The sequence below is a fragment of the Klebsiella sp. Sb-30 genome (assembly GCF_057652795.1).
On sequence record NZ_CM172749.1, the window covers coordinates 4,967,576 to 4,993,827 of the forward strand.

Annotated in this window: 27 protein-coding genes; 22 read left to right on the top strand and 5 right to left on the bottom strand. The window is 57.3% G+C overall.

Features of this window, described 5'->3' with window-relative positions:
* Positions 1 to 60: 60 nt before the first annotated feature.
* Positions 61 to 1,563, bottom strand: coding sequence for a glycine betaine/L-proline transporter ProP (gene proP / locus AC236I_RS23230; RefSeq protein ID WP_004856599.1), 1,503 nt, complete (start codon positions 1,561 to 1,563; stop codon positions 61 to 63).
* A gap of 540 nt (positions 1,564 to 2,103) precedes the next feature.
* Here proP and AC236I_RS23235 point away from each other — a divergent pair.
* The 13 genes from AC236I_RS23235 (at position 2,104) to phnP (ending at position 11,657) form a co-directional block, all read left to right on the top strand.
* Entirely contained in the window at positions 2,104 to 2,439 is a 336-nt protein-coding gene (locus AC236I_RS23235) for a zinc ribbon domain-containing protein YjdM (RefSeq protein WP_004856597.1), read from the top strand.
* Positions 2,440 to 2,634: 195 nt separating this feature from the next.
* Positions 2,635 to 3,069, top strand: coding sequence for a VOC family metalloprotein YjdN (gene yjdN / locus AC236I_RS23240; protein WP_143722820.1), 435 nt, complete (start codon positions 2,635 to 2,637; stop codon positions 3,067 to 3,069).
* 161 nt (positions 3,070 to 3,230) lie between these two features.
* On the top strand, positions 3,231 to 3,956 hold the full coding sequence (phnF, locus tag AC236I_RS23245; RefSeq protein ID WP_004856594.1) for a phosphonate metabolism transcriptional regulator PhnF: 726 nt from the start codon (positions 3,231 to 3,233) through the stop codon (positions 3,954 to 3,956).
* Entirely contained in the window at positions 3,957 to 4,409 is a 453-nt protein-coding gene (gene phnG / locus AC236I_RS23250) for a phosphonate C-P lyase system protein PhnG (protein WP_004856591.1), read from the top strand.
* Positions 4,406 to 4,990, top strand: coding sequence for a phosphonate C-P lyase system protein PhnH (phnH, locus tag AC236I_RS23255; protein ID WP_004856589.1), 585 nt, complete (start codon positions 4,406 to 4,408; stop codon positions 4,988 to 4,990). The genes phnG and phnH overlap by 4 nt, the downstream gene beginning before the upstream one ends.
* Entirely contained in the window at positions 4,990 to 6,054 is a 1,065-nt protein-coding gene (locus tag AC236I_RS23260) for a carbon-phosphorus lyase complex subunit (protein WP_004856587.1), read from the top strand. Before phnH ends, AC236I_RS23260 begins: the two co-directional genes overlap by 1 nt.
* Complete coding sequence (locus AC236I_RS23265; RefSeq protein WP_004856584.1) at positions 6,047 to 6,895, top strand: alpha-D-ribose 1-methylphosphonate 5-phosphate C-P-lyase PhnJ; 849 nt, start codon at positions 6,047 to 6,049, stop codon at positions 6,893 to 6,895. The genes AC236I_RS23260 and AC236I_RS23265 overlap by 8 nt, the downstream gene beginning before the upstream one ends.
* Positions 6,892 to 7,650, top strand: a complete 759-nt coding sequence (gene phnK, locus AC236I_RS23270) for a phosphonate C-P lyase system protein PhnK (protein WP_004856583.1) — start codon at positions 6,892 to 6,894, stop codon at positions 7,648 to 7,650. Before AC236I_RS23265 ends, phnK begins: the two co-directional genes overlap by 4 nt.
* Positions 7,651 to 8,085: 435 nt before the next feature.
* A complete protein-coding gene (gene phnL / locus AC236I_RS23275; protein ID WP_004856582.1) occupies positions 8,086 to 8,766 on the top strand; it encodes a phosphonate C-P lyase system protein PhnL in 681 nt (226 codons plus the stop codon).
* Positions 8,763 to 9,899 (top strand): alpha-D-ribose 1-methylphosphonate 5-triphosphate diphosphatase, encoded by a 1,137-nt coding sequence (phnM, locus tag AC236I_RS23280; RefSeq protein WP_004856579.1) that lies wholly within the window; start codon positions 8,763 to 8,765, stop codon positions 9,897 to 9,899. The genes phnL and phnM overlap by 4 nt, the downstream gene beginning before the upstream one ends.
* Complete coding sequence (gene phnN, locus AC236I_RS23285; RefSeq protein ID WP_004856577.1) at positions 9,899 to 10,468, top strand: ribose 1,5-bisphosphokinase; 570 nt, start codon at positions 9,899 to 9,901, stop codon at positions 10,466 to 10,468. Before phnM ends, phnN begins: the two co-directional genes overlap by 1 nt.
* Positions 10,455 to 10,889, top strand: coding sequence for an aminoalkylphosphonate N-acetyltransferase (gene phnO, locus AC236I_RS23290; RefSeq protein WP_004856576.1), 435 nt, complete (start codon positions 10,455 to 10,457; stop codon positions 10,887 to 10,889). Before phnN ends, phnO begins: the two co-directional genes overlap by 14 nt.
* A 9-nt stretch (positions 10,890 to 10,898) precedes the next feature.
* Complete coding sequence (gene phnP / locus AC236I_RS23295; protein WP_015585348.1) at positions 10,899 to 11,657, top strand: phosphonate metabolism protein PhnP; 759 nt, start codon at positions 10,899 to 10,901, stop codon at positions 11,655 to 11,657.
* A gap of 71 nt (positions 11,658 to 11,728) precedes the next feature.
* Here phnP and yjdP read toward each other — a convergent pair whose 3' ends face one another.
* The gene (gene yjdP / locus AC236I_RS23300; RefSeq protein ID WP_048025186.1) at positions 11,729 to 12,067 is read right to left on the bottom strand and encodes a DDRRRQL repeat protein YjdP; all 339 of its coding nucleotides are present in this window, start codon (positions 12,065 to 12,067) and stop codon (positions 11,729 to 11,731) included.
* Positions 12,068 to 12,136: 69 nt separating this feature from the next.
* The gene (gene rpiB / locus AC236I_RS23305) at positions 12,137 to 12,586 is read right to left on the bottom strand and encodes a bifunctional allose-6-phosphate isomerase/ribose-5-phosphate isomerase RpiB (protein WP_004856568.1); all 450 of its coding nucleotides are present in this window, start codon (positions 12,584 to 12,586) and stop codon (positions 12,137 to 12,139) included.
* A gap of 361 nt (positions 12,587 to 12,947) precedes the next feature.
* Between rpiB and AC236I_RS23310 the strand changes: the two genes are divergently transcribed.
* From AC236I_RS23310 to alsK, 6 genes are all read left to right on the top strand, one after another.
* Positions 12,948 to 13,835: a MurR/RpiR family transcriptional regulator gene (locus AC236I_RS23310; protein ID WP_004856567.1), complete on the top strand. Its 888-nt coding sequence runs from the start codon at positions 12,948 to 12,950 to the stop codon at positions 13,833 to 13,835.
* A gap of 65 nt (positions 13,836 to 13,900) precedes the next feature.
* Positions 13,901 to 14,836 (top strand): D-allose transporter substrate-binding protein, encoded by a 936-nt coding sequence (gene alsB / locus AC236I_RS23315; RefSeq protein ID WP_004856564.1) that lies wholly within the window; start codon positions 13,901 to 13,903, stop codon positions 14,834 to 14,836.
* A 75-nt stretch (positions 14,837 to 14,911) separates the two neighbouring features.
* Positions 14,912 to 16,444, top strand: coding sequence for a D-allose ABC transporter ATP-binding protein AlsA (alsA, locus tag AC236I_RS23320; protein ID WP_163980710.1), 1,533 nt, complete (start codon positions 14,912 to 14,914; stop codon positions 16,442 to 16,444).
* Positions 16,423 to 17,403, top strand: a complete 981-nt coding sequence (alsC, locus tag AC236I_RS23325; RefSeq protein WP_004856559.1) for a D-allose ABC transporter permease — start codon at positions 16,423 to 16,425, stop codon at positions 17,401 to 17,403. Before alsA ends, alsC begins: the two co-directional genes overlap by 22 nt.
* 10 nt (positions 17,404 to 17,413) lie before the next feature.
* On the top strand, positions 17,414 to 18,109 hold the full coding sequence (alsE, locus tag AC236I_RS23330; protein ID WP_004856557.1) for a D-allulose 6-phosphate 3-epimerase: 696 nt from the start codon (positions 17,414 to 17,416) through the stop codon (positions 18,107 to 18,109).
* Positions 18,093 to 19,040, top strand: coding sequence for an allose kinase (gene alsK, locus AC236I_RS23335; protein ID WP_004856554.1), 948 nt, complete (start codon positions 18,093 to 18,095; stop codon positions 19,038 to 19,040). The genes alsE and alsK overlap by 17 nt, the downstream gene beginning before the upstream one ends.
* Here alsK and AC236I_RS23340 read toward each other — a convergent pair.
* Complete coding sequence (locus tag AC236I_RS23340; protein ID WP_004856552.1) at positions 18,952 to 21,558, bottom strand: ATP-binding protein; 2,607 nt, start codon at positions 21,556 to 21,558, stop codon at positions 18,952 to 18,954. The two genes, alsK and AC236I_RS23340, sit on opposite strands and share 89 nt — an antisense overlap.
* A gap of 185 nt (positions 21,559 to 21,743) precedes the next feature.
* Between AC236I_RS23340 and AC236I_RS23345 the strand changes: the two genes are divergently transcribed.
* Genes AC236I_RS23345 through AC236I_RS23355 form a run of 3 tightly spaced genes read left to right on the top strand, consistent with a single transcriptional unit; the run spans position 21,744 to position 25,235 of the window.
* A complete protein-coding gene (locus AC236I_RS23345) occupies positions 21,744 to 23,264 on the top strand; it encodes a sugar ABC transporter ATP-binding protein (RefSeq protein WP_128319141.1) in 1,521 nt (506 codons plus the stop codon).
* Positions 23,261 to 24,262 carry an ABC transporter permease subunit gene (locus AC236I_RS23350; protein ID WP_004856549.1) on the top strand — a complete coding sequence of 334 codons (1,002 nt, stop codon included), beginning with the start codon at positions 23,261 to 23,263 and terminating at the stop codon, positions 24,260 to 24,262. The genes AC236I_RS23345 and AC236I_RS23350 overlap by 4 nt, the downstream gene beginning before the upstream one ends.
* A 31-nt stretch (positions 24,263 to 24,293) precedes the next feature.
* Complete coding sequence (locus AC236I_RS23355; protein WP_486930257.1) at positions 24,294 to 25,235, top strand: ABC transporter substrate-binding protein; 942 nt, start codon at positions 24,294 to 24,296, stop codon at positions 25,233 to 25,235.
* A gap of 37 nt (positions 25,236 to 25,272) precedes the next feature.
* Here AC236I_RS23355 and AC236I_RS23360 read toward each other — a convergent pair whose 3' ends face one another.
* On the bottom strand, positions 25,273 to 26,001 hold the full coding sequence (locus tag AC236I_RS23360) for a response regulator (protein WP_015585352.1): 729 nt from the start codon (positions 25,999 to 26,001) through the stop codon (positions 25,273 to 25,275).
* Between the last annotated feature and the right edge of the window lie 251 nt (positions 26,002 to 26,252).

Below are 26,252 nucleotides of genomic sequence, written 5' to 3' on the forward strand. Positions count from 1 at the left end.
ACGGGCATAAAAAATGCCGCCGGGGAAGCCCACGGCGGCATGATTTAACGCAAGAACCGATTATTCGTTAATACGCGGGTGCTGCTGCACCAGTCGGGAGCGTTTTTCCTGCAAATCGGCAATCTCCTGATCGAGATCTTCGATTTTGTGTTCGATGTTATCGTAGTGCTCGCCGAGAATTTCTTTCGCTTCCTGGATATCCGAAGCCGCAGGCGTCGCCCCTTTCAGCGGGCGGTTTGCCGTCTCTTTCATCGTCAGACCGGTCATCAGCCCGATAACCGCAATCACCATCAGATAGTAAGCCGGCATCATCAGGTTCTGCGAGGTTTCCACCAGCCAGGCCGCCAGAGTCGGCGTCAGACCGGCAATCAGCACCGAAATATTAAAGGCGCTGGCCAGAGCGCTAAAACGAATATGGGTCGGGAACATCGCCGGCAGGGAGGACGCCATCACCCCGATGAAGCAGTTGAGCACCACCGCCAGCAGCAGCAGACCCGCGAAAATCAGGCCAATAATGTTGCTGTTAATCATGATAAAGGCCGGAATCGACAGGGTAAACAGCGCCACGCTACCGATCAGAATAAACGGACGACGGCCGAAGCGGTCGCTGAGCATGCCGATAATCGGCTGGACGAACAGCATACCGACCATGATCGCAATAATAATCAGCACCCCGTGATCTTCCGAGTAGTGCAGGTTATGCGACAGGTAGCTCGGCATGTAGGTGAGCAGCATGTAGTAGGTCACGTTGGTAGAAATCACCAGACCGATACAGGTCAGCAGGCTGCGCCAGTGTTTGGTCGCAATCTCTCTGAACGATACCTTCGGCCCTTCCTGCAGCCCTTCGCGATCGCCCTGCTCAAGGGTATCAACGTGCTGCTGGAACGCCGGAGTCTCTTCCAGCGCATGACGAAGATAGAGACCAATCAGCCCTAACGGCAGAGCCAGGAAGAACGGTAAACGCCATCCCCAGCTGAGGAAGTTCTCTTCACCCACCACGCTAGAAATCAGCACCACCACGCCGGCGCCCAGGACAAAGCCGGCTATCGAACCAAAGTCCAGCCAGCTGCCCATAAAGCCGCGCTTGCGGTCGGGAGAGTATTCAGCGACAAAGATGGATGCACCGGTATACTCGCCGCCCACCGAGAAGCCCTGCGCCATTTTACACAGCAGCAGCAGAATCGGCGCCCAGATACCAATCGAGGCGTAAGACGGAATCAGACCGATACAGAAGGTACTGATCGACATGATGACAATCGTGATGGCCAGTATCTTTTGCCGACCATATTTATCGCCCAGCATGCCGAAGAACAGGCCGCCTAGCGGACGGATTAAGAACGGAACGGAGAAGGTCCCTAACGCGGCAATCATCTGCACGCTGGGATCGGCATCGGGGAAGAAGACTTTACCTAAGGCATACGCCACAAAACCATACACACCAAAATCGAACCACTCCATCGCATTACCCAGCGATGCTGCGGTAATCGCTTTCTTCAGTTTGCTATCATCAATGATGGTCACATCCCGAAGCGTGATGGGTTTTACTTTTTTCCTTTTAAGCATAATTATCCTCTTTTGCTCTCGCCTTGAGCGCACGAATCTCCGCCGAATGACAAAGTCATTCGCGTCATGCGTTGGGAGCGGCGAATTGCTGTGCTCCACATTTCAAGCGTAGCAGGTTTGCCTGCACTGTCTGCTGACAGTCCGTACAACCGAACCTGTTGACGCCTGCTCTGGCCATAATGAATATGCGGTGCCGCTAAATAAGTGTAGTGAATTTGCGATCTCGCCTTTTTACCCTAACAGCGTTTAAATTTGGGATCAACTTCACAAAAATTTACCTACCCTTAAACAGAGTCGGCTAAAACCAATAAGTTCAATGAATATTGGAACTTAGCAATACATTTCCGGAAATATCTGGCGGTTTTGATGGAAATAATCCCGTCACTCTTCACGTGATATATTCATTTTCTTCCCGGCGGTAACTCATAAAAAAGGCCCGACAAAAGTGCGGGATTGCGCTATAATCACTTACACTTTCGGCTATCAGCCACCATTTAATGGACCAACGTCCTGTTTTACCCTGTAATCACGAGGAACGTCATGCAACTCCCACACTGCCCGAAATGCCAGTCTGAGTACACCTATGAAGATAATGGCATGTTTATCTGCCCGGAATGCGCCCATGAATGGAACAATGCCGAGCCCGCTGACGATAATGACGCCCTGGTGGTAAAAGATGCTAACGGCAATTTACTCGCCGATGGCGACAGCGTGACCGTCATTAAAGATCTGAAGGTAAAAGGCAGCTCTTCAATGCTGAAAATCGGCACCAAAGTGAAGAATATCCGACTGGTGGAAGGCGATCATAACATCGACTGTAAAATTGATGGTTTTGGTCCGATGAAGTTGAAATCTGAGTTCGTCAAAAAGAACTAATTCTATTTCCTCAGCAGCGGAGATTTATTTTCCCGCGCCTGAAACGGCCGCCGGGATAAATGAACGGATATATTTCCGCCGCGCCGCCTGATTATTTCCCGCGTGCCGCAGCATCCAGACCCGGCTCTACCGCCTGGTCTGGATGACTCATCACCTTCTACACTTAATGGGTCTTCGTTACCTGAGGTAATGGTTATGCCCTTAAGTCCTTACATCACCTTTAGCGGCAACTGCGCAGCGGCGATAGCGTTCTATCGACAAACGCTGGGCGCCGAACTTATCCACCAAATCACCTACGGCGAAATGCCGCAGAATGCCCAGGATGCCCAGGATGGCTGCCCTTCCGGCCAGCATTTATCCGCCGACTGTATTGCTCACGCCAGTCTGCGCGTCGCGGGCAGCGAGCTCATGCTCGGCGACAGCCCGGGCGGCGAGAGCGATCGCTACGCCGGCTTTACGCTGGTACTCGATACGCAGGACCTGGCCGAGGGCAAGCGCTGGTTCGATAGCCTCGCCGACGGCGGGAACATCGAGATGGACTGGCAGGAAACCTTCTGGGCCCACGGCTTTGGCAAAACCATCGACCGCTTTGGCGTCCCGTGGATGGTGAACGTCGTCAAACAAGCTTAACACTTCCCCCTTCGGGCGGGTTCTCCCGCCCTGTCACTCAGCTGGCACCAACTCTTCATCCTCCGGTCATTGTGTGTTAACCGGAATGTAACAAAAACGCGTCAGGATCGGGCCACTCTCAGAGGGAAATCCCTTCTTCTGCTTAGTGAGGCTTGACTGACATGTACTTATCCAGACATCCGACCAGTTATCCGACCCGGTATCAGGAAATTGCCGCCAGACTTGAGCAGGAACTACGCCATCACTATCGCTGCGGCGACTACCTTCCGGCTGAACAACAGCTGGCCACGCGCTTTGAAGTCAACCGTCATACCCTGCGCCGGGCGATCGATCAGCTGGTTGAACGCGGCTGGGTCCAACGCCGTCAGGGGGTTGGCGTGCTGGTGCTGATGCGCCCAATCGACTATCCGCTCAATGCCCAGGCGCGCTTCAGCCAGAATCTGCTCGATCAGGGCAGCCACCCGACCAGCGAAAAGCTGCTGTCGGTACTGCGCCCGGCCAGCAGCCACGTCGCCGAAGCCTTTGGCATTGAGGAAGGCGACAACGTCATTCATCTCCGGACCCTGCGCCGCGTCAACGGCGTCGCGCTGTGCCTGATAGACCACTACTTCACCGACCTGCGCTTCTGGCCGGCGCTGCAAACCTTCACCCAGGGGTCACTGCACGATTTCCTGCGCCAACGGCTGGATGTCGAACTGACCCGCGCGCGCACCAAAATCAGCGCCCGTCGCGCCCAGGCCAAAGAGAGCAATATTCTTGGGATCCCCAACATGGCGCCGCTGCTGTGCGTGAGAACCCTGAACCACCGCGCGGGCGAACCGCAGGCTACGGAGTACTCCGTCAGCCTGACCCGGGCGGACATGATTGAATTCACCATGGAGCACTGAATGCACTTTGATACCGCAACCCGCCAGCGCTGGATGTCCGTGCTGGCCCACAGTGACCCCGAGGAGCTGCTGGCACGGATGCAGACCCTGCAGCTGGCGCCGGACTATGAACTGATTCGCGCGCCGGAAACCGGCCTGGTACAGCTCCAGGCGCGGATGGGCGGGATTGGCGATCGTTTCTTCGCCGGAGACGCGACGTTGACCCGCGCCGCCATTCGCCTGACCGACGGCACCCTCGGCTACAGCTGGATACTGGGCCGCGACCGGCCGCACGCAGAACGCTGCGCAACCATCGACGCGCTGATGCAATCGCCCCACCATTTTCACACCTTAATGGAAACCCTGATTACCCCGCTGGAAGCACAACGAAGCGCACGCATTGAAGCCCGACGCGCCGAAGTCAACGCCAGCCGGGTGGACTTCTTTACTCTGGTTCGCGGAGATAACGCATGACCTTACAAACCGCTTTTACCCTACCGGTGCAGGATGCCCAGCACAGTTTTCGTCGCCTGCTCAAAGCCATGAGCGAGCCGGGCGTCATTGTCGCACTGCAGCAGCTCCAGCACGGCTGGCAACCGTTGAATATCGCCTCCACCAGCCTGCTGCTGACCCTGGCGGACCACGAAACGCCGGTCTGGCTCTCATCGGCGCTGCATAACGATCTCGTCGGCCAGAACTTACGTTTTCATACCGGCGCACCGCTGGTGGAACTGCCGCAGCAGGCGGTCTTCGCCGTCACCGATGAACGTATCAGCAGCGAACAGCTTAACGTCCTGTCCGCCGGTACCGTCGCCGCGCCGGAAACCGGCGTCACGCTGATTGTCCAGCTCGCCAGCCTCAGCGGCGGGCGCATGCTGCGCCTGACCGGGGCCGGTATCGCCGAAGAGCGCATGATCGCCCCGCAGCTGCCGGACTGCATCATTGATGAGCTGACCGAACGCCCGCACCCGTTCCCGCTGGGCATTGACCTGATCCTCACCTGCGGCGAGCGCCTGCTGGCTATCCCGCGCACCACCCACGTGGAGGTTTGCTGATGTACGTTGCCGTCAAAGGCGGAGAGCGGGCGATCGAAGCCGCTCACGCCTTACAGGAACATAAACGACGAGGCGATGGACGGCTTCCCGAACTGAGCATTGAACAGATTACCCAACAGCTACACCTGGCGGTCGATCGGGTGATGACCGAAGGCGGCATCGCCGATCGTGAACTGGCGGCGCTGGCGCTCAAACAGGCCAGCGGCGACAACGTCGAAGCCATTTTTCTACTGCGCGCCTACCGCACCACCCTGCAGCGACTGGCGGTGAGCGAACCTGTCGATACCGCCAGCATGCGCCTGGAGCGCCGTATTTCGGCGGTGTATAAGGATATTCCCGGCGGCCAGATGCTCGGCCCGACCTACGATTACACCCACCGCCTGCTTGATTTCACTCTGCTGGCCAACGGCGAAACGCCGACGCTGAATACCGCCGAACGGCCGCCGGAAGCCACACCGCACGTTTTCAATCTGCTGGTACAGCAGGGGCTGGCGAAAGCGGAACAGGAGTCCCACGCCCGGCCCGACGACATCACCCGCAATCCGCCGGTCTATCCCTGTTCACGCTCGTCACGCCTGCAACAGCTGGTGCGCAGCGATGAAGGCTATCTGCTGGCGCTGGCCTACTCCACGCAGCGCGGCTATGGCCGCAACCACCCTTTTGCCGGCGAGATTCGCAGCGGCTACGTCGCCATTGAGATCGTCCCCGAAGAGCTGGGTTTTGCGGTCAATATCGGCGAACTGCTGATGACTGAATGCGAGATGGTCAACGGTTTCGTGGCGCCGGAAAGCGAGCCCCCGCACTTCACCCGCGGCTACGGCCTGACCTTCGGCATGAGCGAGCGCAAAGCGATGGCGATGGCGCTGGTAGACCGGGCGCTCCAGGCGCCGGACTACGGCGAGGAGATAGCCGGGCCGGCGCAGGATGAAGAGTTTGTCCTCGCCCACGCCGATAACGTCGAGGCGGCCGGTTTCGTCTCGCATCTCAAGCTGCCCCACTATGTCGATTTCCAGGCCGAACTGGCGCTGCTGAAACGCCTGCAACGGGAGAACGAACGTGGCTAACCCACTCACTGGCTACAACTTTGCTTATCTTGATGAGCAGACCAAGCGCATGATCCGCCGGGCAATTCTCAAAGCGGTGGCGATTCCCGGCTACCAGGTACCGTTCGGCGGCCGCGAGATGCCGATGCCCTACGGCTGGGGAACCGGCGGTATTCAGCTGACCGCCAGTATCATCGGTGAGCATGATGTGCTGAAGGTGATTGACCAGGGTGCCGATGACACGACCAATGCGGTGTCGATACGGCAGTTTTTTAAGCGCGTCACCGGCGTCGCGACCACCGAGGCGACCTGCGATGCCACGCTGATCCAGACCCGTCACCGGATCCCGGAAACGCCGCTCAGCGAAGATCAGATCCTCATCTTCCAGGTGCCGATCCCGGAGCCGCTGCGCTTTATTGAGCCGCGCGAGACCGAAACCCGCACCATGCATGCGCTGGAAGAGTACGGCGTGATGCAGGTGAAACTGTATGAAGACATTGCCCGCTTCGGTCATATCGCCACCACCTATGCCTACCCGGTAAAAGTGAACGGCCGCTATGTGATGGACCCGTCGCCCATTCCTAAATTCGACAACCCGAAAATGCACATGATGCCCGCACTACAGCTGTTCGGCGCCGGACGGGAAAAGCGCATTTACGCCGTGCCGCCGTTTACCCCGGTGGAAAGTCTCGATTTCGACGACCACCCCTTTACCGTCCAGGAGTGGGATGAACCCTGCGCCATTTGCGGGTCTCGCCACAGCTACCTTGATGAAGTGGTACTCGATGACAGCGGCAAACGGATGTTTGTCTGCTCCGATACCGACTATTGCCGTCAACAGAGCGAGGCGCTGAACAAATGAGCCATCCGTTACTCGCGGTCAATCATTTGACCCATCTTTATGCGCCGGGCAAAGGCTTCAGCGACGTCTCTTTTGAACTGTGGCCCGGTGAAGTGCTGGGCATCGTGGGTGAGTCCGGATCGGGGAAAACCACCCTGCTGAAAGCCCTCTCGGCGCGCCTGGCGCCGCAGGAAGGTGAAGTGCGGTATGAAAACCGCTCGCTGTATGCGATGAGCGAAGCGGATCGCCGCCGTCTGCTGCGCACCGAATGGGGCGTGGTACATCAGCATCCGATGGATGGTCTGCGCCGTCAGGTGTCGGCGGGCGGCAACATCGGTGAGCGCCTGATGGCCACCGGCGCACGCCACTACGGAAATATTCGCGCGACCGCCGAACAGTGGCTGAACGATGTCGAAATTCCACCGTCGCGTATTGACGATCTGCCCACCACTTTTTCCGGCGGAATGCAGCAGCGTTTGCAAATCGCCCGCAACCTTGTGACCCAGCCGAAGCTGGTATTTATGGACGAGCCGACCGGCGGTCTGGATGTATCGGTGCAGGCGCGTCTGCTCGATCTGCTGCGTGGCCTGGTGGTAGAGCTGAACCTGGCCGTGGTAATTGTCACCCATGACCTGGGGGTGGCGCGCCTGCTGGCTAACCGTCTGCTGGTCATGAAACAGGGTCAGGTGGTGGAAAGTGGCTTAACCGACCGGGTGCTGGACGATCCTCATCACCCGTATACCCAGCTGCTGGTGTCATCGGTATTGCAGAACTGAGGTTGCTGTCGCCGGGTGGCGCTGCGCTTACCCGGCCTACGAACGCAGTACCCAAAGGCCGGGTAAGGCCCACGAACACAGTACTCAAAGGCCAGGTAAGGCCTACGAACACAGCACCCAAAGGCCGGGTAAGGCCTACGAACACAGCACCCACAGGCCGGGTAAGGCCTACGAACACAGTACTCAAAGGCCAGGTAAGGCCCACGAACGCAGCACCCGCAGGCCGGGTAAGGCCTACGAACACAGCACCCACAGGCCGGGTAAGGCCTACGAACACAGCACCCACAGGCCGGGTAAGGCCTACGAACACAGTACTCAAAGGCCAGGTAAGGCCCACGAACGCAGCACCCGCAGGCCGGGTAAGGCCTACGAACACAGCACCCGTAGGCCGGGTAAGGCGAAGCCGCCACCCGGCACCCAAACCACGAGGCTAAAATGATCCACGTTGAAAATGTCAGTAAGACCTTTGTACTTCACCAGCAAAACGGCGTGCGCCTGCCGGTGCTGCAGAATGCCTCTCTGGAGGTCAGCCATGGCGAATGTGTGGTGCTGCACGGCCATTCCGGTAGCGGCAAATCCACCCTGCTGCGTTCGCTGTACGCCAACTACCAGCCGGACACCGGTCATATCCATATCCGCCACGGCGACGAATGGGTTGACCTGGTCAACGCCTCGCCGCGTAAAGTGCTGGAAGTCCGCAAGCGCACCATCGGCTGGGTCAGCCAGTTTCTGCGCGTCATCCCGCGAATCTCGGCCCTCGAAGTGGTGATGCAACCGCTGCTCGACCTCGGCATTGCTCGCGATACCTGCGCTTCGCAGGCTGCCCGCCTGCTGACGCGCCTGAACGTTCCGCAACGGTTATGGCATCTGGCGCCCTCCACATTTTCCGGCGGGGAACAGCAGCGGGTCAATATCGCCCGCGGTTTCGCGGTGGACTACCCGATTTTACTGCTTGATGAGCCAACCGCCTCGCTGGACGCCACAAACAGCGCCGCCGTAGTGGAACTGATTAACGAAGCCAAAGCGCGCGGCGCGGCTATCGTCGGTATTTTCCATGATGAAACGGTCCGCAATCAGGTCGCCGACCGACTGCACCCGATGGGAATAACAGCATGATTATCAATAATGTAAACCTGGTTCTCGAGGATGAAGTGGTACACGGGTCGCTGGAAGTGCAGGAAGGCAGAATTTACGCCTTTGCCGAAAGCCAGAGCCAGCTACCGCAGGCGCTCGACGGTGAAGGCGGCTGGCTGCTGCCCGGGCTGATTGAGCTGCATACCGATAATCTGGACAAATTCTTTACTCCGCGCCCGAAAGTCGACTGGCCCGCCCACTCGGCGATGAGCAGCCATGATGCGCTGATGATCGCCAGCGGGATCACCACCGTGCTGGATGCGGTGGCCATTGGCGATGTCCGCGACGGCGGCGACCGGCTGGAGAATCTGGAAAAGATGATCAACGCCATCGAAGAGACGCAAAAGCGCGGCGTTAACCGCGCCGAGCACCGCCTGCATCTGCGCTGCGAGCTGCCGCACCACACCACCCTGCCGCTGTTTGAGAAGCTGGTTGGCCGCGAGCCGGTGAGCATGGTCTCCCTGATGGACCACTCTCCAGGACAGCGCCAGTACGCCGATCGCAGCAAGTACCGCGATTACTATCAGGGAAAATATCATCTGACCAACGAAGAGATGGACCGCTTCGAGGAGGAGCAGATGGCGCTGGCGGCGACCTGGTCGCAGCCGAACCGCGAGACCATCGCCGCCATCTGCCGCGAGCGTAAGATCGCCCTCGCCAGCCACGATGACGCCACCCGTGAACATGTCGTCGAATCGCACCAGCTTGGTAGCGTGATCGCCGAATTTCCTACCACCTTAGCCGCCGCAGAGGCCTCGCGTCAGCACGGCATGAACGTGCTGATGGGGGCGCCGAATATCGTGCGCGGCGGTTCGCACTCCGGCAACGTCGCGGCCCACCAGCTGGCGGCCAGCAACCTGCTCGATATTCTGTCGTCAGACTACTATCCCGCAAGCCTGCTCGATGCGGCGTTCCGCATCGCGGACGACCACGACAACGCCTTCTCGCTACCGCAGGCCATTCGTCTGGTCAGTAAAAATCCGGCCCAGGCTCTGGGATTAGGCGACCGCGGCGTGATTGCGGAAGGTAAGCGTGCCGATATGGTGCTGGCGCACCGTCGCGGCGAACATGTCCATATTGACCACGTCTGGCGTCAAGGAAAGAGGGTCTTCTGATGAGCGGAAAATTGATTTGGCTGGTGGGCGCCTCAGGCTCCGGAAAAGATAGCCTGCTGGCGGCCTTACGTCAGCGCGAAAATGCCCGGCTGCTGGTGGCGCATCGCTATATTACGCGCCCGTTCAACGCCGGCAGCGAAAATCATATTGCGCTCAGCAAGCAGGAGTTTTTCAACCGCGCCGAGCGCCAGCTGTTCGCCCTGAGCTGGCATGCCAATAACAATTACTACGGAATTGGCATCGAAATTGACCTGTGGCTGCACGCCGGTTTTGACGTGGTGGCCAATGGCTCTCGCGCCCATCTGCCTCAGGCCCGGGCGCGCTACGCTGACGCCCTGCTGCCCATCTGCCTGCAGGTCACGCCGGAGGTGCTGCGCCAGCGCCTGGAACAGCGCGGGCGAGAGAGCGAAGCGGAGATCGCCCTGCGCCTGGAGCGCGCGGCGCGCTATACCCCCTCCGACTGTCTGACGTTGAACAACAACGGCAGCCTCGGGCAATCCGTCGACCAGTTCCTCACGCTGCTGCGTCGCCACTACGCCCGACAAGAGAATCAACATGCCTACCTGTGAACTCCGGGCCCCGACCCTGGACGATGTCGATGCCGTATATGCATTAATTTGCGAATTAAAGCAGAAAGCGTACGATCGCCACCATTTCACCGCCGGGTTTGCCATGAACCTGCAAAATCCAACCCTGCGCTATCAGCTGGCGCAGGTGGAGGGGGAGACGGTCGGGTTGATTGGGCTACAGTTGCAGTTCCCGCTTAATTTCAACGCCTGGATCGGGGAAGTGCAGGAACTGGTGGTGCTGCCGCAGAGACGCGGCCTGCACGTCGGTCAGGCGCTGCTGGCCTGGGCGGAGCAGGAAGCCCGCGAACACGGTGCACAAATGGTGGAGCTCTCCAGCGGAAAATCCCGTCCCGACGCCCACCGTTTCTATCTCCGTGAAGGGTATACGCAAAGCCATCTGCGTTTTAAAAAAGCGCTGTGAGGAGGAAGTATGGGCCTGACTATTCGCTTAACCGGCACCGGCGGCGCCCAGCTGGTTCCGGTCTTCGGCTGCGACTGCGCAGCCTGTCAGCGTGCGCGCAGCGATGAGGCGCATCGTCGTCGCCCCTGTAGCGCGGTCGTGACCTTCAATGACGCCGTCACACTTCTGGATGCCGGGCTACCCGACCTGATGGACCGGTGGCCCGCCGGCCAGTTTCAGCAGTTTTTACTTACCCACTATCATATGGATCATGTTCAGGGATTATTCCCGCTGCGCTGGGGCGTCGGTGCGCCGATCCCGGTGTTTGGGCCGCCGGATCCTGAAGGCTGCGATGACCTGTTTAAGCACCCCGGCCTGCTCGATTTCAGCCATACCGTTGAACCGTTTGTGGTGTTTAACTTACAGGGATTGCGGGTGACGCCGCTACCGCTGAATCACTCGAAGCTGACGTATGGCTATCTGCTGGAGTCGGCGCACAGCCGGGTCGCCTGGTTGTCGGATACCGCCGGATTACCGGAAAAGACGCTCAAATTCTTACTGAATAACCAGCCGCAGGCGATCGTGATCGACTGCAGCCATGAGCCGCGCCCGCAGCCGCCGCGCAACCACTGCGATTTGAATACGGTACGCGCTATCAATCAGGTGCTGGCCTGCCCGCGGGTCATTCTGACCCATATCAGCCATCAGTTTGATCTCTGGATGATGGACCATCCGTTGCCGCCGGGGTTTGAGGCCGGCTATGACGGTATGGAGATCGTGCTGGATTAATCTGTAACCCGATTAGGGCTATCGTCACTCCGGTGAGCGCCATGTCACCACGACCAGAAACGACGGCGCGGTTAATAATCGTCATCCAGCCGCCGCTGGTCGTTCTCCAGCTGCCGGCGATCCTGATCCAGCTGGCGCTGGCGATCGTCGAGCTGACGGCGACGATCCTCTATCTGTCGCTGCCGATCGTCATACTGCCGCTGGCGATCGGTGCTTTGTTGGCGGCTGCCCTGGTAACGTCCGTCATCATAGCGGTCGTTATCATCATCAGAGCGGCTATTGCCGGGGTTGTAGGCATCACTAATCGCCTGCTGAATATTACCGATTGCGTCGTCAATAATGTCAGCGTGCGCCAGCTGGCTGCTCAGCGACAGCGTGCAGAGGATTAAAGCGGTAAAGTAACGTTTCATAGAGCCAGTCTCTTCAGGGGGCTGGCCCTACGTTAATCAACGGTCGTTGCGGCGAGTAGCGGAGGAATCTCAAATCCGCGGCTGTTCAAGCGCGGTAATCGCATCAATTCGCGTCTGATGACGTCCGCCTTCATAATCGCTCCCCAACCAGGCATCGACAATCATTTTTGCCAGTTCAAGACCTATCACGCGCGCGCCGAAGGCCAGCACATTGGTATTATTATGTTGCCGCGATAGCTGGGCCGAATAGGGTTCACTGCACACCACCGCGCGAATGCCGGGGTATTTATTGGCGGTTATGGAGATCCCGACGCCGGTGCCGCAGATCAGGATCCCGCCCTCAGCTTCACCTGTCAGAATGGCCTGCGCGACAGCGCTGGCATAACGGGGATAATCGGTACGCTCAGGTGACCATGTTCCCTTATCCAGCACCTCGATTCCCCGCTGTCGGAGATGCGTTACAATATCGTTTTTAAGGATAAACCCGACGTGATCGCAGCCAATTGCAATCCTTTTCATACTTAACCTCGCCTGTTTTTACTTTACGAACATAGATAGAGTTGTGATTTAAACCGCAAAACCCGGCCAGAAAATCGGCACAAATCCGGCCTGACGTGCCATTTCTACCTCTCTAAAATTCACAAATCAAGCGAGAAAAATAGACGACTCATATTAACTATCGTTTTAAATTTTACAGATAAATCTAAAAAAACCTTGTTTTATAAAGAGTTAATTAAAAATACCCCGACGCAAAACCACCCCTGAACTTTACAAAAAGCAAAACTTTATAAAACTTATAATTTTGTGAAGTTGATTGTATCTTTTCTGTTTTGACTGTGGTGATATAGTGACGTCTTCACTTTATGGACAAGAGAAAGCGATGAGTCAGTCAGAATCCAGTTCGCTCCCCAACGGTATCGGTCTCGCCCCCTGGCTACGCATGAAGCAGGAAGGAATGACCGAAAACGAAAGCCGAATCGTCGAATGGTTGCTTAAACCCGGCAATCTGAGCGACGCTCCCGCCATTAAAGATGTGGCGGAAGCGCTGTCGGTTTCCGAAGCGATGATCGTTAAGGTCTCCAAACTGCTCGGTTTTAGCGGTTTTCGTAACCTGCGTAGCGCCCTGGTGGAGTATTTTTCGCAATCTGAACAGGTCCTTCCGGCAGAGCTCTCCTTTGATGAAGCACCTCAGGACGTGGTGAATAAGGTTTTTAACATTACTCTGCGTACCATTATGGAAGGTCAGTCGATCGTTAATGTCGATGAAATTCATCGCGCGGCACGTTTCTTCGCCCAGGCCAACCAGCGCGATCTGTACGGAGCCGGTGGATCAAATGCCATCTGCGCCGATGTGCAGCATAAGTTTTTACGGATCGGCGTGCGCTGCCAGACATATCCGGATGCGCATATCATGATGATGTCGGCCTCATTGTTGAAAAAAGGCGACGTCGTGCTGGTCGTCACCCATTCCGGGCGCACCAGCGATATTAAATCGGCAGTAGAGCTGGCCAAGAAGAACGGTGCTAAAATTATCTGTATTACCCATAGCTACCATTCACCGATTGCTAAATTAGCTGATTTTATTATTTGCTCGCCAGCACCAGAAACTCCTTTATTAGGGAGAAACGCCTCAGCGCGTATTTTACAACTTACCTTATTAGATGCTTTTTTCGTTTCGGTAGCCCAACAAAATATTGAACAGGCCACTTTAAACATGCAAAAAACCGGCGCCATTGTTGATTTCTTTTCACCAGGAGCGCTGAAGTAAATAATAAACGCCGATCCCACCACGGTGGGATCAATATTACTGTATCCTACACCGAGAATACTGTCATGAATAAATACCTGAAAATTTTCAGCGGCGCGGCTATGGGCGTAATGTTATCTACCAGCGCTTTTGCCGCGGCCGATTACGCGGTGGTATTAAAAACATTATCAAATCCTTTCTGGGTTGATATGAAAAAAGGTATTGAAGATGAGGCCAAAACGCTGGGAGTCAGCGTCGATATTTTTGCCTCGCCTTCGGAAGGGGATTTTCAATCACAGCTGCAGCTATTCGAAGACTTAAGCAATAAGAACTATAAAGGCATCGCTTTCGCGCCTCTCTCGTCGGTCAACCTGGTGATGCCCGTGGCGAAAGCCTGGAAGAAAGGGATTTATCTGGTCAATCTCGATGAAAAAATCGATATGGATAACCTGAAGAAAGCGGGCGGTAACGTTGAAGGTTTCGTCACCACGGACAACGTCGCGGTGGGGGCAAAAGGGGCCGATTTTATTATCGAGAAACTGGGTGCTGAAGGCGGCGACGTTGCCATCATCGAAGGAAAAGCGGGTAACGCGTCAGGCGAAGCCCGTCGTAACGGTGCAACGGAGGCATTCAAAAAAGCCAGTCAGATCAAGCTTGTTGCCAGCCAACCAGCCGACTGGGATCGCATTAAGGCGCTTGATGTTGCCACTAACGTGCTACAGCGGAACCCTAACCTGAAAGCCTTTTACTGCGCGAATGACACAATGGCAATGGGCGTTGCCCAGGCCGTAGCCAACGCCGGTAAAAGCCAGACGGTTCTGGTGGTCGGCACTGACGGTATCCCTGAAGCGCGTAAAATGGTGGAAGCCGGTCAGATGACCGCAACGATTGCGCAAAATCCGGGCAATATCGGCGCGACGGGACTGAAGATGATGGTTGATGCCGAAAAAACCGGCAAGGTGATTCCACTGGATAAAACACCAGAATTCAAACTGGTGGATTCTATTCTGGTCACAAAATAATTTTCCAGCAACGAGTCCGATGCTCTCCCCTTACCCTCCTGAACTCAGGAGGGTAAAAATAAGTAAGGAGTTATTATGCTCACGCCATATATTTCAATGGCGGGGATCGGCAAATCCTTTGGCCCGGTTCACGCATTAAAATCGGTCGATTTAACCGTTTACCCGCACGAAATACATGCATTACTCGGGGAAAACGGTGCGGGTAAATCAACGTTAATGAAAGTTTTGTCGGGAATACATGAACCGACCAAAGGCACCATCACGGTTAATAACGTTAATTATGACAAGCTCGACCATAAATTAGCGGCCAGACTCGGCATCGGCATTATTTATCAAGAGCTCAGCGTCATTGATGAATTAACCGTAATGGAAAATTTATATATCGGCCGCCATCTGACGAAAAAAATCTGCGGCGTCAATATTATCGACTGGAAAGAGATGCGCATCAGAGCGGCAATGATGCTGCTACGCATCGGATTAAAGGTCGATTTAGACGAGAAAGTCGCGAATCTGTCGATCAGCCATAAACAGATGCTGGAAATCGCTAAGACACTGATGCTCGACGCCAAAGTGCTGATCATGGATGAACCCACCTCTTCGCTGACCAACAAAGAGGTGGACTACCTGTTCCTGATCATGAACCAGCTGCGTAAAGAGGGAACCGCCATCGTCTATATCTCGCACAAGCTGGCGGAGATACGCCGGATCTGCGACCGCTACACGGTGATGAAGGACGGTAGCAGCGTATGCAGTGGCATGGTCAGCGAGGTCAATAACGACGATATCGTACGTCTGATGGTCGGCCGTGAGTTGCAAAACCGCTTTAACGCGATGAAAGAGAACAGCGGAAATATCGCGCGCGAAACGGTATTCGAAGTAAAAAATGTCACCAGCCGGGATAAGAAAAAGGTCCGCGATATCTCCTTTAGCGTCAATCGCGGTGAAATTCTCGGCTTTGCCGGCCTGGTGGGCTCCGGGCGTACCGAACTGATGGATTGTCTGTTTGGTGTTGATAAGCGGAGCAGCGGCGAAATCATCCTCAACGGTAAAGCCATTACCCCGCGCTCGCCGCTCGATGCCTTAAAGAAAGGAATGGGCTACATCACGGAGAGTCGCCGGGACAACGGTTTCTTCGGCAATTTCTCTATAGCGCAAAACATGGCTGTCAGCCTGAGCCTGAAACACGGCGGCTATAAAGGGGCGATGGGGCTGTTCCATGAAGAGAACGAGCGTAAAACGGCGGAGGCACAGCGCAAATTACTGGCGCTGAAGTGCCATTCTGTCGATCAGAGCATCACCGAACTTTCCGGCGGTAACCAACAAAAGGTCCTGATATCCAAATGGTTATGCTGCAACCCCGACGTCATTATTTTCGATGAACCGACGCGCGGAATCGACGTCGGCGCGAAAGCCGAAATTTATAAAGTGATGCGCCAGTTGGCGGATGACGGAAAAGTCATTCTGATGGTGTCATCCGAGCTTCCTGAAATTATTACCGTCTGTGACCGCATCGCCGTGTTCTGCGAAGGGCGGCTGACGCAAATTCTGACCAATCGCGACGACATGAGCGAAGAGGAGATTATGGTATGGGCACTGCCGCAAGAGTAAAAGGGGAGTCTGATGGCAAAAAGCCGTTCAACTTCGCACTGTTCTGGGATAAATACGGCACCTTTTTTATCCTCGCGATTATTGTCGCGATCTTCGGCTCGCTGTCGTCGGAATACTTTCTGACGACCAATAATATCACCCAAATATTTGTTCAGAGCTCGGTGACGGTGCTCATCGGAATGGGAGAGTTCTTCGCTATTCTGGTAGCAGGCATCGACCTGTCCGTGGGGGCGATTCTGGCGCTTTCCGGCATGGTGACCGCCAAACTCATGCTGGCAGGCGTCGATCCGTTCCTCGCAGCGCTGATTGGCGGCGTGCTGGTCGGCGGCGCGCTAGGCGCGATTAACGGCTGCCTGGTCAACTGGACCGGCCTGCACCCGTTCATTATTACCCTCGGTACCAACGCGATTTTTCGCGGCATCACCCTGGTTATCTCCGACGCCAACTCGGTCTATGGCTTCTCTTTCGAGTTCGTCAATTTCTTTGCCGCCAGCGTATTGGGGATCCCGGTACCGGTCATCTTCTCGCTTATTGTGGCCGTGATTCTCTGGTTCCTGACCACCCGGATGCGGTTGGGCCGCAATATCTACGCCCTCGGCGGCAATAAAAACTCCGCCTTCTACTCTGGCATCGATGTGAAGTTCCATATGTTGCTGGTGTTCATTATATCCGGCATCTGCGCCGGGCTGGCGGGAGTGGTCTCGACGGCACGTCTCGGCGCCGCGGAGCCTCTGGCCGGAATGGGCTTTGAAACCTACGCCATCGCCAGCGCCATTATCGGCGGTACCAGCTTCTTTGGTGGTAAGGGACGCATTTTTTCAGTGGTGATTGGCGGCCTGATCATCGGCACCATCAACAACGGGCTGAATATTCTCCAGGTACAAACCTACTACCAGCTGGTGGTGATGGGTGGATTAATTATCGCGGCTGTCGCCCTCGATCGTCTTATCAGTAAGTAAGGAATTTATGATGAAAATTGCCCCCTCTTTAATGTGTATGGACCTGCTGAAATTCAAAGAACAGATCGAGTTTATCGATCGGCATGCAGATTACTTCCACATCGACATCATGGACGGTCATTTTGTCCCTAACCTGACGCTATCGCCGTTTTTCGTCAGCCAGGTGAAGAAGCTGGCCAGTAAACCACTGGACTGCCATCTGATGGTCACCCGGCCACAGGATTACATCAGCCAGCTGGCGCAGGCGGGCGCAGACTTTATCACCCTGCATCCGGAAACTATTAACGGTCAGGCTTTCCGCCTGATAGAGGAGATTCGTCGCCATGGCATGAAAGTCGGCCTCATTCTCAATCCGGAAACGCCGGTTGAGACGATGAAATATTACCTCCACAAGGCGGACAAAATTACGGTGATGACCGTCGATCCGGGTTTCGCGGGCCAACCCTTTATTCCTGAAATGCTGGAGAAGATCGGCGAGCTAAAAGCGTGGCGAGAACGTGAAGGGCTGGCCTACGAAATTGAGATCGACGGTTCGTGCAATAAAGCGACCTATCAAAAACTGATGGCGGCAGGCGCGGACGTCTTTATCGTCGGGACCTCCGGTCTGTTTAACCACGGCGACAATATTCACGACGCGTGGCAGGTCATGGCAGAGCAGATTCTGGCGGCCAAAAACGAGGTATTCCCTCATGCAAAAACAGCGTAAGGTCGTCGCAGGAGTGGACATGGGCGCAACCCATATCCGCTTTTGCCTGCAAACCGCACAGGGCGAGACTCTGCATTGCGAGAAGCTGCGCACCGCTGAAGCGATCGCCCCTGACGGTCTGGTGAGCGGGATCACGATGTTGATTCAGCAGCAGCTTGACCGCTTTCAGGCACATTGCTGCGGCCTGGTGATGGGCTTTCCGGCATTGGTCAGCAGAGATAAACGGACGATTATCTCCACCCCCAACCTATCGTTACCGCCAGAAACCCTGCGTACGCTAGCCGATGAGCTGGAGCATTCGCTGGCCTGTCCGGTCGAATTTTCCCGCGATGTGAATCTCCAGCTCTCATTTGACGTGCAGGAAAATGGTTTGCAGGCTCAACAGGTGTTAGCCGCTTATCTCGGCACCGGCATGGGCTTCGCCATCTGGTTAAACGGCGGGCCGTGGACAGGTGCACATGGCGTGGCGGGAGAGCTGGGTCATATCCCGCAGGGCGACAACGCGCTCATCTGCGGTTGCGGTAATCCCGGTTGTCTGGAAACCGTCTGTTCCGGCATCGCGCTCAAACGCTGGTATGAACAACAGCCGCGCGGCTATGCGCTTGGTGAACTGTTTTTACACGCCGCTGAGGAACCGTTTGTACAGGCCCTCCTGCACCACGCCGCCCGCGCCATCGCCACCAGCATCAACCTGTTCGACCCCGATGCGGTGATCCTCGGCGGTGGCGTGATGGACATGTCCGGGTTTCCACGCGAGGCGCTGCTCGCCATGATAAAAGCGCATATTCGCCGCCCGTTGCCTTATCAGGCGGTGCAGTTTCTTGCCGCATCGTCCTCAACATTTAATGGTGCTCAAGGGGCTGCGGCGCTGGCCCGCAGCCGCTATTTGCCACAACCTGTCGCAGCGCCTGCATCAGCTGTGTCCGACTGAAGGGTTTACGCAGCAGCTCAACGTCCGGCAGCGCAGGATTGTGCGCCGGACGCAGATCCTGGCCGCTGATCAGCAGCACCGCCACCGTCGGGAAACGGCGCTGGGTTTCGTTGATCACCTCGGCTCCGCTCAATCGGCCCGGCAGCATCAGGTCGCTAATCAGCAGCGCAATTTCCGTCGAAGCCTCAAGTAACTGCAGCGCCTGCTCTCCGTTCCCGGCCTCCAGGGTTAACCAGCCGAGCTGATGAAGCTGTTCACAAAGGGTCTGGCGCACATCGGCCTCATCCTCGAGCACCAGCGCCAGCCGCTCACCGCTCACCGTCTGCTCGACTTCCGGCAGCGGGCCACCGCTCGGCGCCTGTACCGCCGCGCGCGGCAGCTGTAAACGCACCGTTGTCCCCTGGCCCGGCGCGCTCTCAATGGCCACCCTCCCGCCGGACTGGCGGACAAAACCATAGACCATCGACAGCCCCAGACCGCTGCCGCTGCCGGTTTGTTTGGTGGTAAAGAACGGTTCGAACACCTGGGCTTTGACCTCCTGCGACATCCCGCTGCCGTGATCGATCACCTCCAGCGCCACCATATCCTGCCGCCGCCCGTCGCTGCGAGCCACCCGCTGGTTCCAGGTGCGCAGCCTAATTACCCCTGAACGCCCTTCCATTGCATCGCGAGCGTTCATCACCAGATTGATAATGGCGTTTTCCAGCTGGCCGACGTCAATCCACGCCGGCCACGCGGGTGACTGTGCCTCAATCTCCAGACTCAGCGTCGTCGGCAGAGAATGGCGCATCAGTTCGCCCAGATTCTCCAGCAGCGGTTTCATCGCCACGGCATTGGGGTGTAGCGACTGCTTACGCGAGAAGGCCAGCAGCCGCTGGGTAAGCAGCGCGCCGCGTTCTGCGGCTTTTCGCGCCCGGGAGATCCGCGGCACGTCCGCGTCCTGCGGCTGAACCAGTTCAAGGCTGCCGATAATCACCGCCAGCAGGTTATTAAAATCATGCGCCAGGCCGCCGGTCAGCTGGCCGACCGCTTTCATTTTCTGGCTGTGTACCAGCGCCTGCTCCAGCCCTTTGCGTTCGGTCCTGTCGAGAACCACGTTCACCAGCCCCCGCCCGGGAACCGGGCTGAAGCGCAGCTCAATGGTGCGGTCGCTCGCCAGCTGTAGCTCCTGGGGTTTGGGTAGCGGACGGGACAGGTTGTCACGAATATGTTCCGCCAGAGGGGCGGCCTGACCCAGCAGCTGCTGATAGTGAATGCCGCGCTGCAGGTCATTGGCTGCCAGCCCTAACAGCAGCGGATACTGCGGATTCCACACCACCAGCAGCCCCTGATTATCAAACAGCGCGAAGCCGTCGCGCATGGCATGAAAGGTGGTCTCCAGCAGGGTACTTTTTTCTTTCAGCAGCTGAGAGGTATGGGCCAATGACGCGGTATTGCGGGCAAAGACGTTGAAGGCGCGCGCCAGCTCTCCCAGTTCATCGCGTCGCTGGAGCCCCGGGACAGACACATCCTGCTCGCCGTGGGCCAGGCGCGACATCGCCCGGGAGATAGCGGTCAGACTGGAGCCAAGGTTACGGTAGATATACCAGCCGGCGAAGCCGGTTATCACCAGCGCCAGCAGCGCCGACAGCAAAATAAACATGCTGATAGAGCGCAGCTCCTGATGGCTCTGTGCCGCCCGCAGTTCAGACGCCTGCGCCACGCGGGCAACGTACTGATTAATATCGCTGTTGAGCAGCGCCACCAGCGCCTTAATGTGAAACATATACCAGCCGATGGCCAAATCGCTCTCCTCCAGCTGCGCCGAGAGCGGCTCCAGCCTGGCCAGCTCGCCGTTGAAATCCTGCAGAATCGCGGCCAGCGTAGGATCGCGGCTGGTTGTCGGTAGAAAACCTCTCACCTTATCCAGCTGCTGGACGATCGATCGCGGCGTCGAAGTATGGATGGCCGCAACGATCAGCCGATCCATCTCGGCCAGCGGCCGGGGATCGATCGCGTCTGCGCCATGCCGATCGTTAAGATCCTGAATATGCCGGAGATAGCTCTGGTTCTGATACAGCGAGCTGAGCAGTTCATTACGCTGCAGGTGACGACGCTGACCGCGTTCCAGCATGCCGCCCACGCTCTGCTGCAGTTCATTGCTGCGGCGAATAATACTGGCCACCAGCGTCAGTTCCTGTTGCGCCAGCGGCGCGGCGGCGAGGTGCGAGAGTGAATATTTCAGGGCCTGCTGGGTCGCCAGCAGGCGTTCAGCTTCGCTTTTATACTCCAGCGCACCGACCACCTGGGAGAGGCGAACCGCCGCAGTGGCGACGTTCGCGGTGTCGCGCGCCAGATTCATACTGCCGGTCATATCATCCAGCGTCTGCCGCTGCACCTGTTCTTGTAGCAGGCTGGCATGGCGAAACCCCAGCAGCGCTACGCCGGCCACCATCAGCGTGACCGCAACCATCAGCAAATTAAACGACAGCAGACGCCCGCGAGCGCTGGTGAAAAACGGGTAGCGATGGGATGGCATGGTCAGCTCCACGATCTTTTTATTTATCCTGGCGGTTGCTGACCCTGACCGGGAGAGCCGCATCGCGTAATTGTGAGCCAGGTTAACTATTCATCAATATGACAAATATGAACGGCGTCTGACATTTTGTATTTATCGTCGTGTGGTGCACTGCGATTCTCGATCACACTCGCAGGAGAGCCGCCATGCAGGGGACACCGGTACTATCCATGCGCAATATTGCCAAAGCCTTTGGCAAGTTTTATGCGCTGAAAGGCGTCGATCTGACGGTCTGGCCCGGTGAGATCCACGCCTTAATGGGGGAGAACGGCGCCGGCAAAAGCACGTTGATGAAGATCCTCGCGGGGGCATATACCGCCACCAGCGGCGAGATCCTGATCGACGGACGGCCGCACGCCATTAAAGGGCCAAAAGATGCGCTGGCCGCCGGGATCACCCTGATTTACCAGGAGATGCAGCTGGCGCCGAATTTAACCGTCGCCGAGAACATTTTCCTCGGCAGCGAGCTGGCGCGCGGCGGGCTGGTACAGCGCAAAGAGATGATTAATCAGGCCCAGGCGGTGATAGATCGTCTCGGCGCTCAGTTTAAGGCCAGCGACCGGGTGATGACCCTGACCATTGCCGAACAGCAGCAGGTGGAGATCGCCCGCGCCCTGCATCGCAACAGCCGGGTCCTGGTGATGGATGAACCCACCGCCGCCCTCTCCTCCCGTGAGACCCAGCGCCTGTTTGAGCTGATTCTGCGCCTGCGCGATGAAGGGATGGCCATTATCTATATCAGCCACCGCATGGCGGAGGTTTATGAACTCTCCGACCGCGTCAGCGTATTGCGCGATGGCCAGTACGTCGGCAGCCTGACCCGCGACAAGCTCAACGCCTCCGAACTGGTGCGAATGATGGTCGGCCGTCCGTTAAGCGACCTGTTCAATAAAGAGCGCGATATTTCGCCCGGTCAGCCGCGCCTGCGGGTAGAGGATTTGACCGACGGCGGTAAAGTGAAAGCCAGCAGTCTGGTGGTACGGGCCGGGGAAATCGTCGGTCTGGCCGGTCTGGTCGGCGCCGGCCGCTCGGAGCTGGCGCAGCTGATTTTCGGCGTGCGTCGGGCCACCGGCGGCGTCATCGAGATCGACGGCGAACCGGTGGTCATTCACTCTCCGCGTGCAGCCATCGAGCTGGGTATCGGCTTTCTCACCGAAAACCGCAAGGAGCAGGGGCTGTTCCTCGAAATGGCGGCGCAGGAGAACATCACCATGGCCACCCTCGAACGGGATGCCCGCTGGGGTATGCTCAATCGCAAAAAGGCGCAGACCCTCTCCGACGATGCGATCTCCCTGCTTAATATTCGCGTGCCGCACGCACAGGTGCGGGCCGGCGGCCTTTCCGGCGGCAATCAGCAAAAGCTGCTGATCTCCCGCTGGGTCGCCATCGGTCCGCGCATTTTGCTGCTTGATGAACCGACGCGCGGCGTCGACGTCGGCGCCAAAAGCGAGATTTACCGCATCATGACCCAGATGGCGCGCCAGGGGGTGGCCATCCTGATGATCTCCAGCGAACTCCCCGAAGTGGTCGGCATGAGCGACCGGGTCTACGTCATGCGCGAAGGCAGCATCGCCGGCGAACTCCAGGCCGGCGACATCAGCCAGGAAAGCATTATGACGCTGGCCACCGGCGTAAACGACTCTCACCTTAAGGCGGTATCACCATGACAACACAGAAAGAGACCGCCGCGCAGCCGGTGGCAAAATCGGTATCAGCGAAGAAAATCCTGATGGGCGATCTGGTACAAACGGTCGGTATCCTGCCGATTTTAATCCTGATTGTCGCGGTATTTGGCTTTATCGCCCCCAACTTCTTTACCGAAAGCAACCTGCTGAATATTACCCGGCAGGCGTCGATCAACATCGTGCTCGCCGCCGGGATGACTTTCATCATTCTGACCGGGGGGATCGATCTGTCCGTCGGCTCGATTCTCGGCACCACCGCGGTGGCGGCGATGGTGGTGTCGCTGATGCCGGAGCTCTCCCTGCTCTCCATTCCGGCGGCGCTGATGCTCGGCCTGCTGCTCGGTTTGTTTAACGGCGCGCTGGTGGCCTTCGCCGGGCTACCGCCGTTTATCGTGACGCTCGGGACCTATACAGCCCTACGCGGGGCCGCCTATCTGCTGGCCAACGGCACCACGGTGATTAACTCCGATATCAGCTTCGAATGGATCGGCAACGATTACCTCGGGCCGGTTCCGTGGCTGGTGGTGATCGCGCTGATGGTGGTAGCGGTGTGCTGGTTCATTCTGCGCCGCACCACCCTTGGCGTTCATATCTACGCCGTAGGCGGCAATATGCAGGCGGCAAGGCTCACGGGGATCAAAGTGTGGCTGGTGCTGCTGTTCGTTTACGGCATGAGCGGCCTGCTCTCCGGGCTGGGCGGCGTCATGAGCGCCTCGCGGCTGTACAGCGCGAACGGCAACCTCGGCGTAGGTTATGAGCTGGATGCCATCGCCGCCGTTATTCTCGGCGGGACCAGCTTCGTCGGCGGCATCGGCACTATCACCGGCACGCTGGTGGGGGCGTTGATTATCGCCACGCTCAATAACGGCATGACGCTGATGGGCGTCTCCTATTTCTGGCAACTGGTGATCAAAGGGGCGGTGATCATCATTGCGGTGCTGATCGACAAATACCGTACCCGACACCATCAAAGTGCATAACAACAATACCCTACAGACAGAGGAAAACAGCATGCGTTTGAAACCCGTAGTAACCGCACTCTGTGCCGGCGCGTTGCTTGCCGCAGCGCCCTTTACCCAGGCCAAAGAGCTGAAGTCAATCGGCGTCACGGTGGGGGATTTAGCCAACCCGTTCTTTGTACAAATCACCAAAGGCGCGGAGCTGGAAGCCCGTAAGCTGGCCGGAGACAATGTGAAAGTGACGCTGGTCTCCAGCGGATACGATCTGGGTCAGCAGGTGGCGCAGATCGATAACTTTATTGCCGCCAAAGTCGACATGATTATCCTCAACGCCGCCGACTCAAAAGGGATTGGCCCTGCGGTAAAACGCGCGAAAGATGCCGGGATCGTGGTGGTTGCGGTGGACGTGGCCGCCGAAGGCGCGGACGCGACCATTACCTCCGATAACACCCAGGCGGGCGAAATGGCCTGTAAATACATCACCGACCGCCTGAAAGGCAAAGGGAATGTCGTGATTATCAACGGGCCGCCGGTTTCCGCTGTGCAGAACCGCGTCGAAGGCTGCCAGGCCGAGTTTGCACGCCACCCGGATATCAAAGTGCTCTCCTACAACCAGAACGCGAAAGGCAGCCGTGAAGGTGGTCTGGAAATTATGACCTCATTGCTGGCGGCAAATCCGAAGATCGATGGCGTCTTTGCCATCAACGATCCGACCGCGATCGGCGCCGATCTGGCGGCAAAACAGGCGCAGCGTCATGAGTTCTTTATCGTTGGCGTCGACGGAAGTCCGGACGGTGAAGAGGCGTTGAAACGTAAAAACTCGCTGTTTGTGGCGACGCCGGCGCAGGACCCGCAGGTCATGGCGGCGAAAGCGGTAGAGATCGGTTATGACATTCTGCAGGGGAAACCGGCACCGGCCGCACCGGTGTTGATCCCGGTGACCCTGATCGATAAAAACAATATCGGCAGTTACAAAGGCTGGACCGTGAAGTAAGAGTCCTGTCTCCCCGCTGGCCCCGCGTCTGCCGGGGCTACGCCGCCCTGTCGCCGTGGATAACATCCGCGGCGAACACATAGCCCAGACCGCGTAGGGTTTTGATCAGCGTCGGCTGATGCGGATTCGGTTCGATTTTGCGCCGCAGGCGCATGATCAGCACGTCAATCGTCCGGTCAAAGACTTCGGTGCTTTCGCTATGGGTCAGGGCCAACAGCTGCTCGCGATTGAGCACCCGGCGGGCGTTTTGCGCCAGCGCCAGCAACAGGCTGTACTCTCCCTGGGTCAGCGGCACCGCTTGCTGTTGCGAGTTAAACAACTCGCAGCGAAACGTATCCAGCCGCCAGCCGTTAAAGAGCAATCCCGTGCCGCCGCTCGCGCCTTCGGCACCCAGCGCACCGCTACGCCTGAGCACCGCTTTCACCCGCGCCACCACCACCCGGGAGTTGAACGGCTTGGCAATATAATCATCGGCGCCCATTTCCAGCCCGACTACGACGTCGGATTCGCTGCCGAGGCCGGTCAGCATCACCACCGGTAAATCAGGTCGGCTACGCTGCAGCTGTTGCAGCACCAGCAGCCCGTTGGTGTCGGGGAGAATCATATCCAGCAGCACCAGCGAGATATCCGTCCGCTGGGCCGCTACCGCCAGCGCATCGCTGCCGGTCTGGCACAGCAGCACGTCAAAAACATGCGCACTGAGCACATCGCTAAGCAGTTCGCCAATCGCGCTGTCGTCATCCACAACCAAAATGACCGGTTTCATTACTTGCCTCTGCCCGCACGGAACGATCTCTGTCTGATTAATTCAGCAAAGCCCCCTCGACAAATCCATTACCGGATCGCGTTTCTTCAATCCATGTCACATCTCACCGCCCTTCGACACGTCAAAACTGACGACGCCCTGCTTTTCGTCAGCATTTAGCCCAAAAAATCGACGTATCATCAGTCAATACCCACAATGAAAACATGGCATAGAAGATGCATATTGACGGCGTGATAGCGCATATGCGCCCA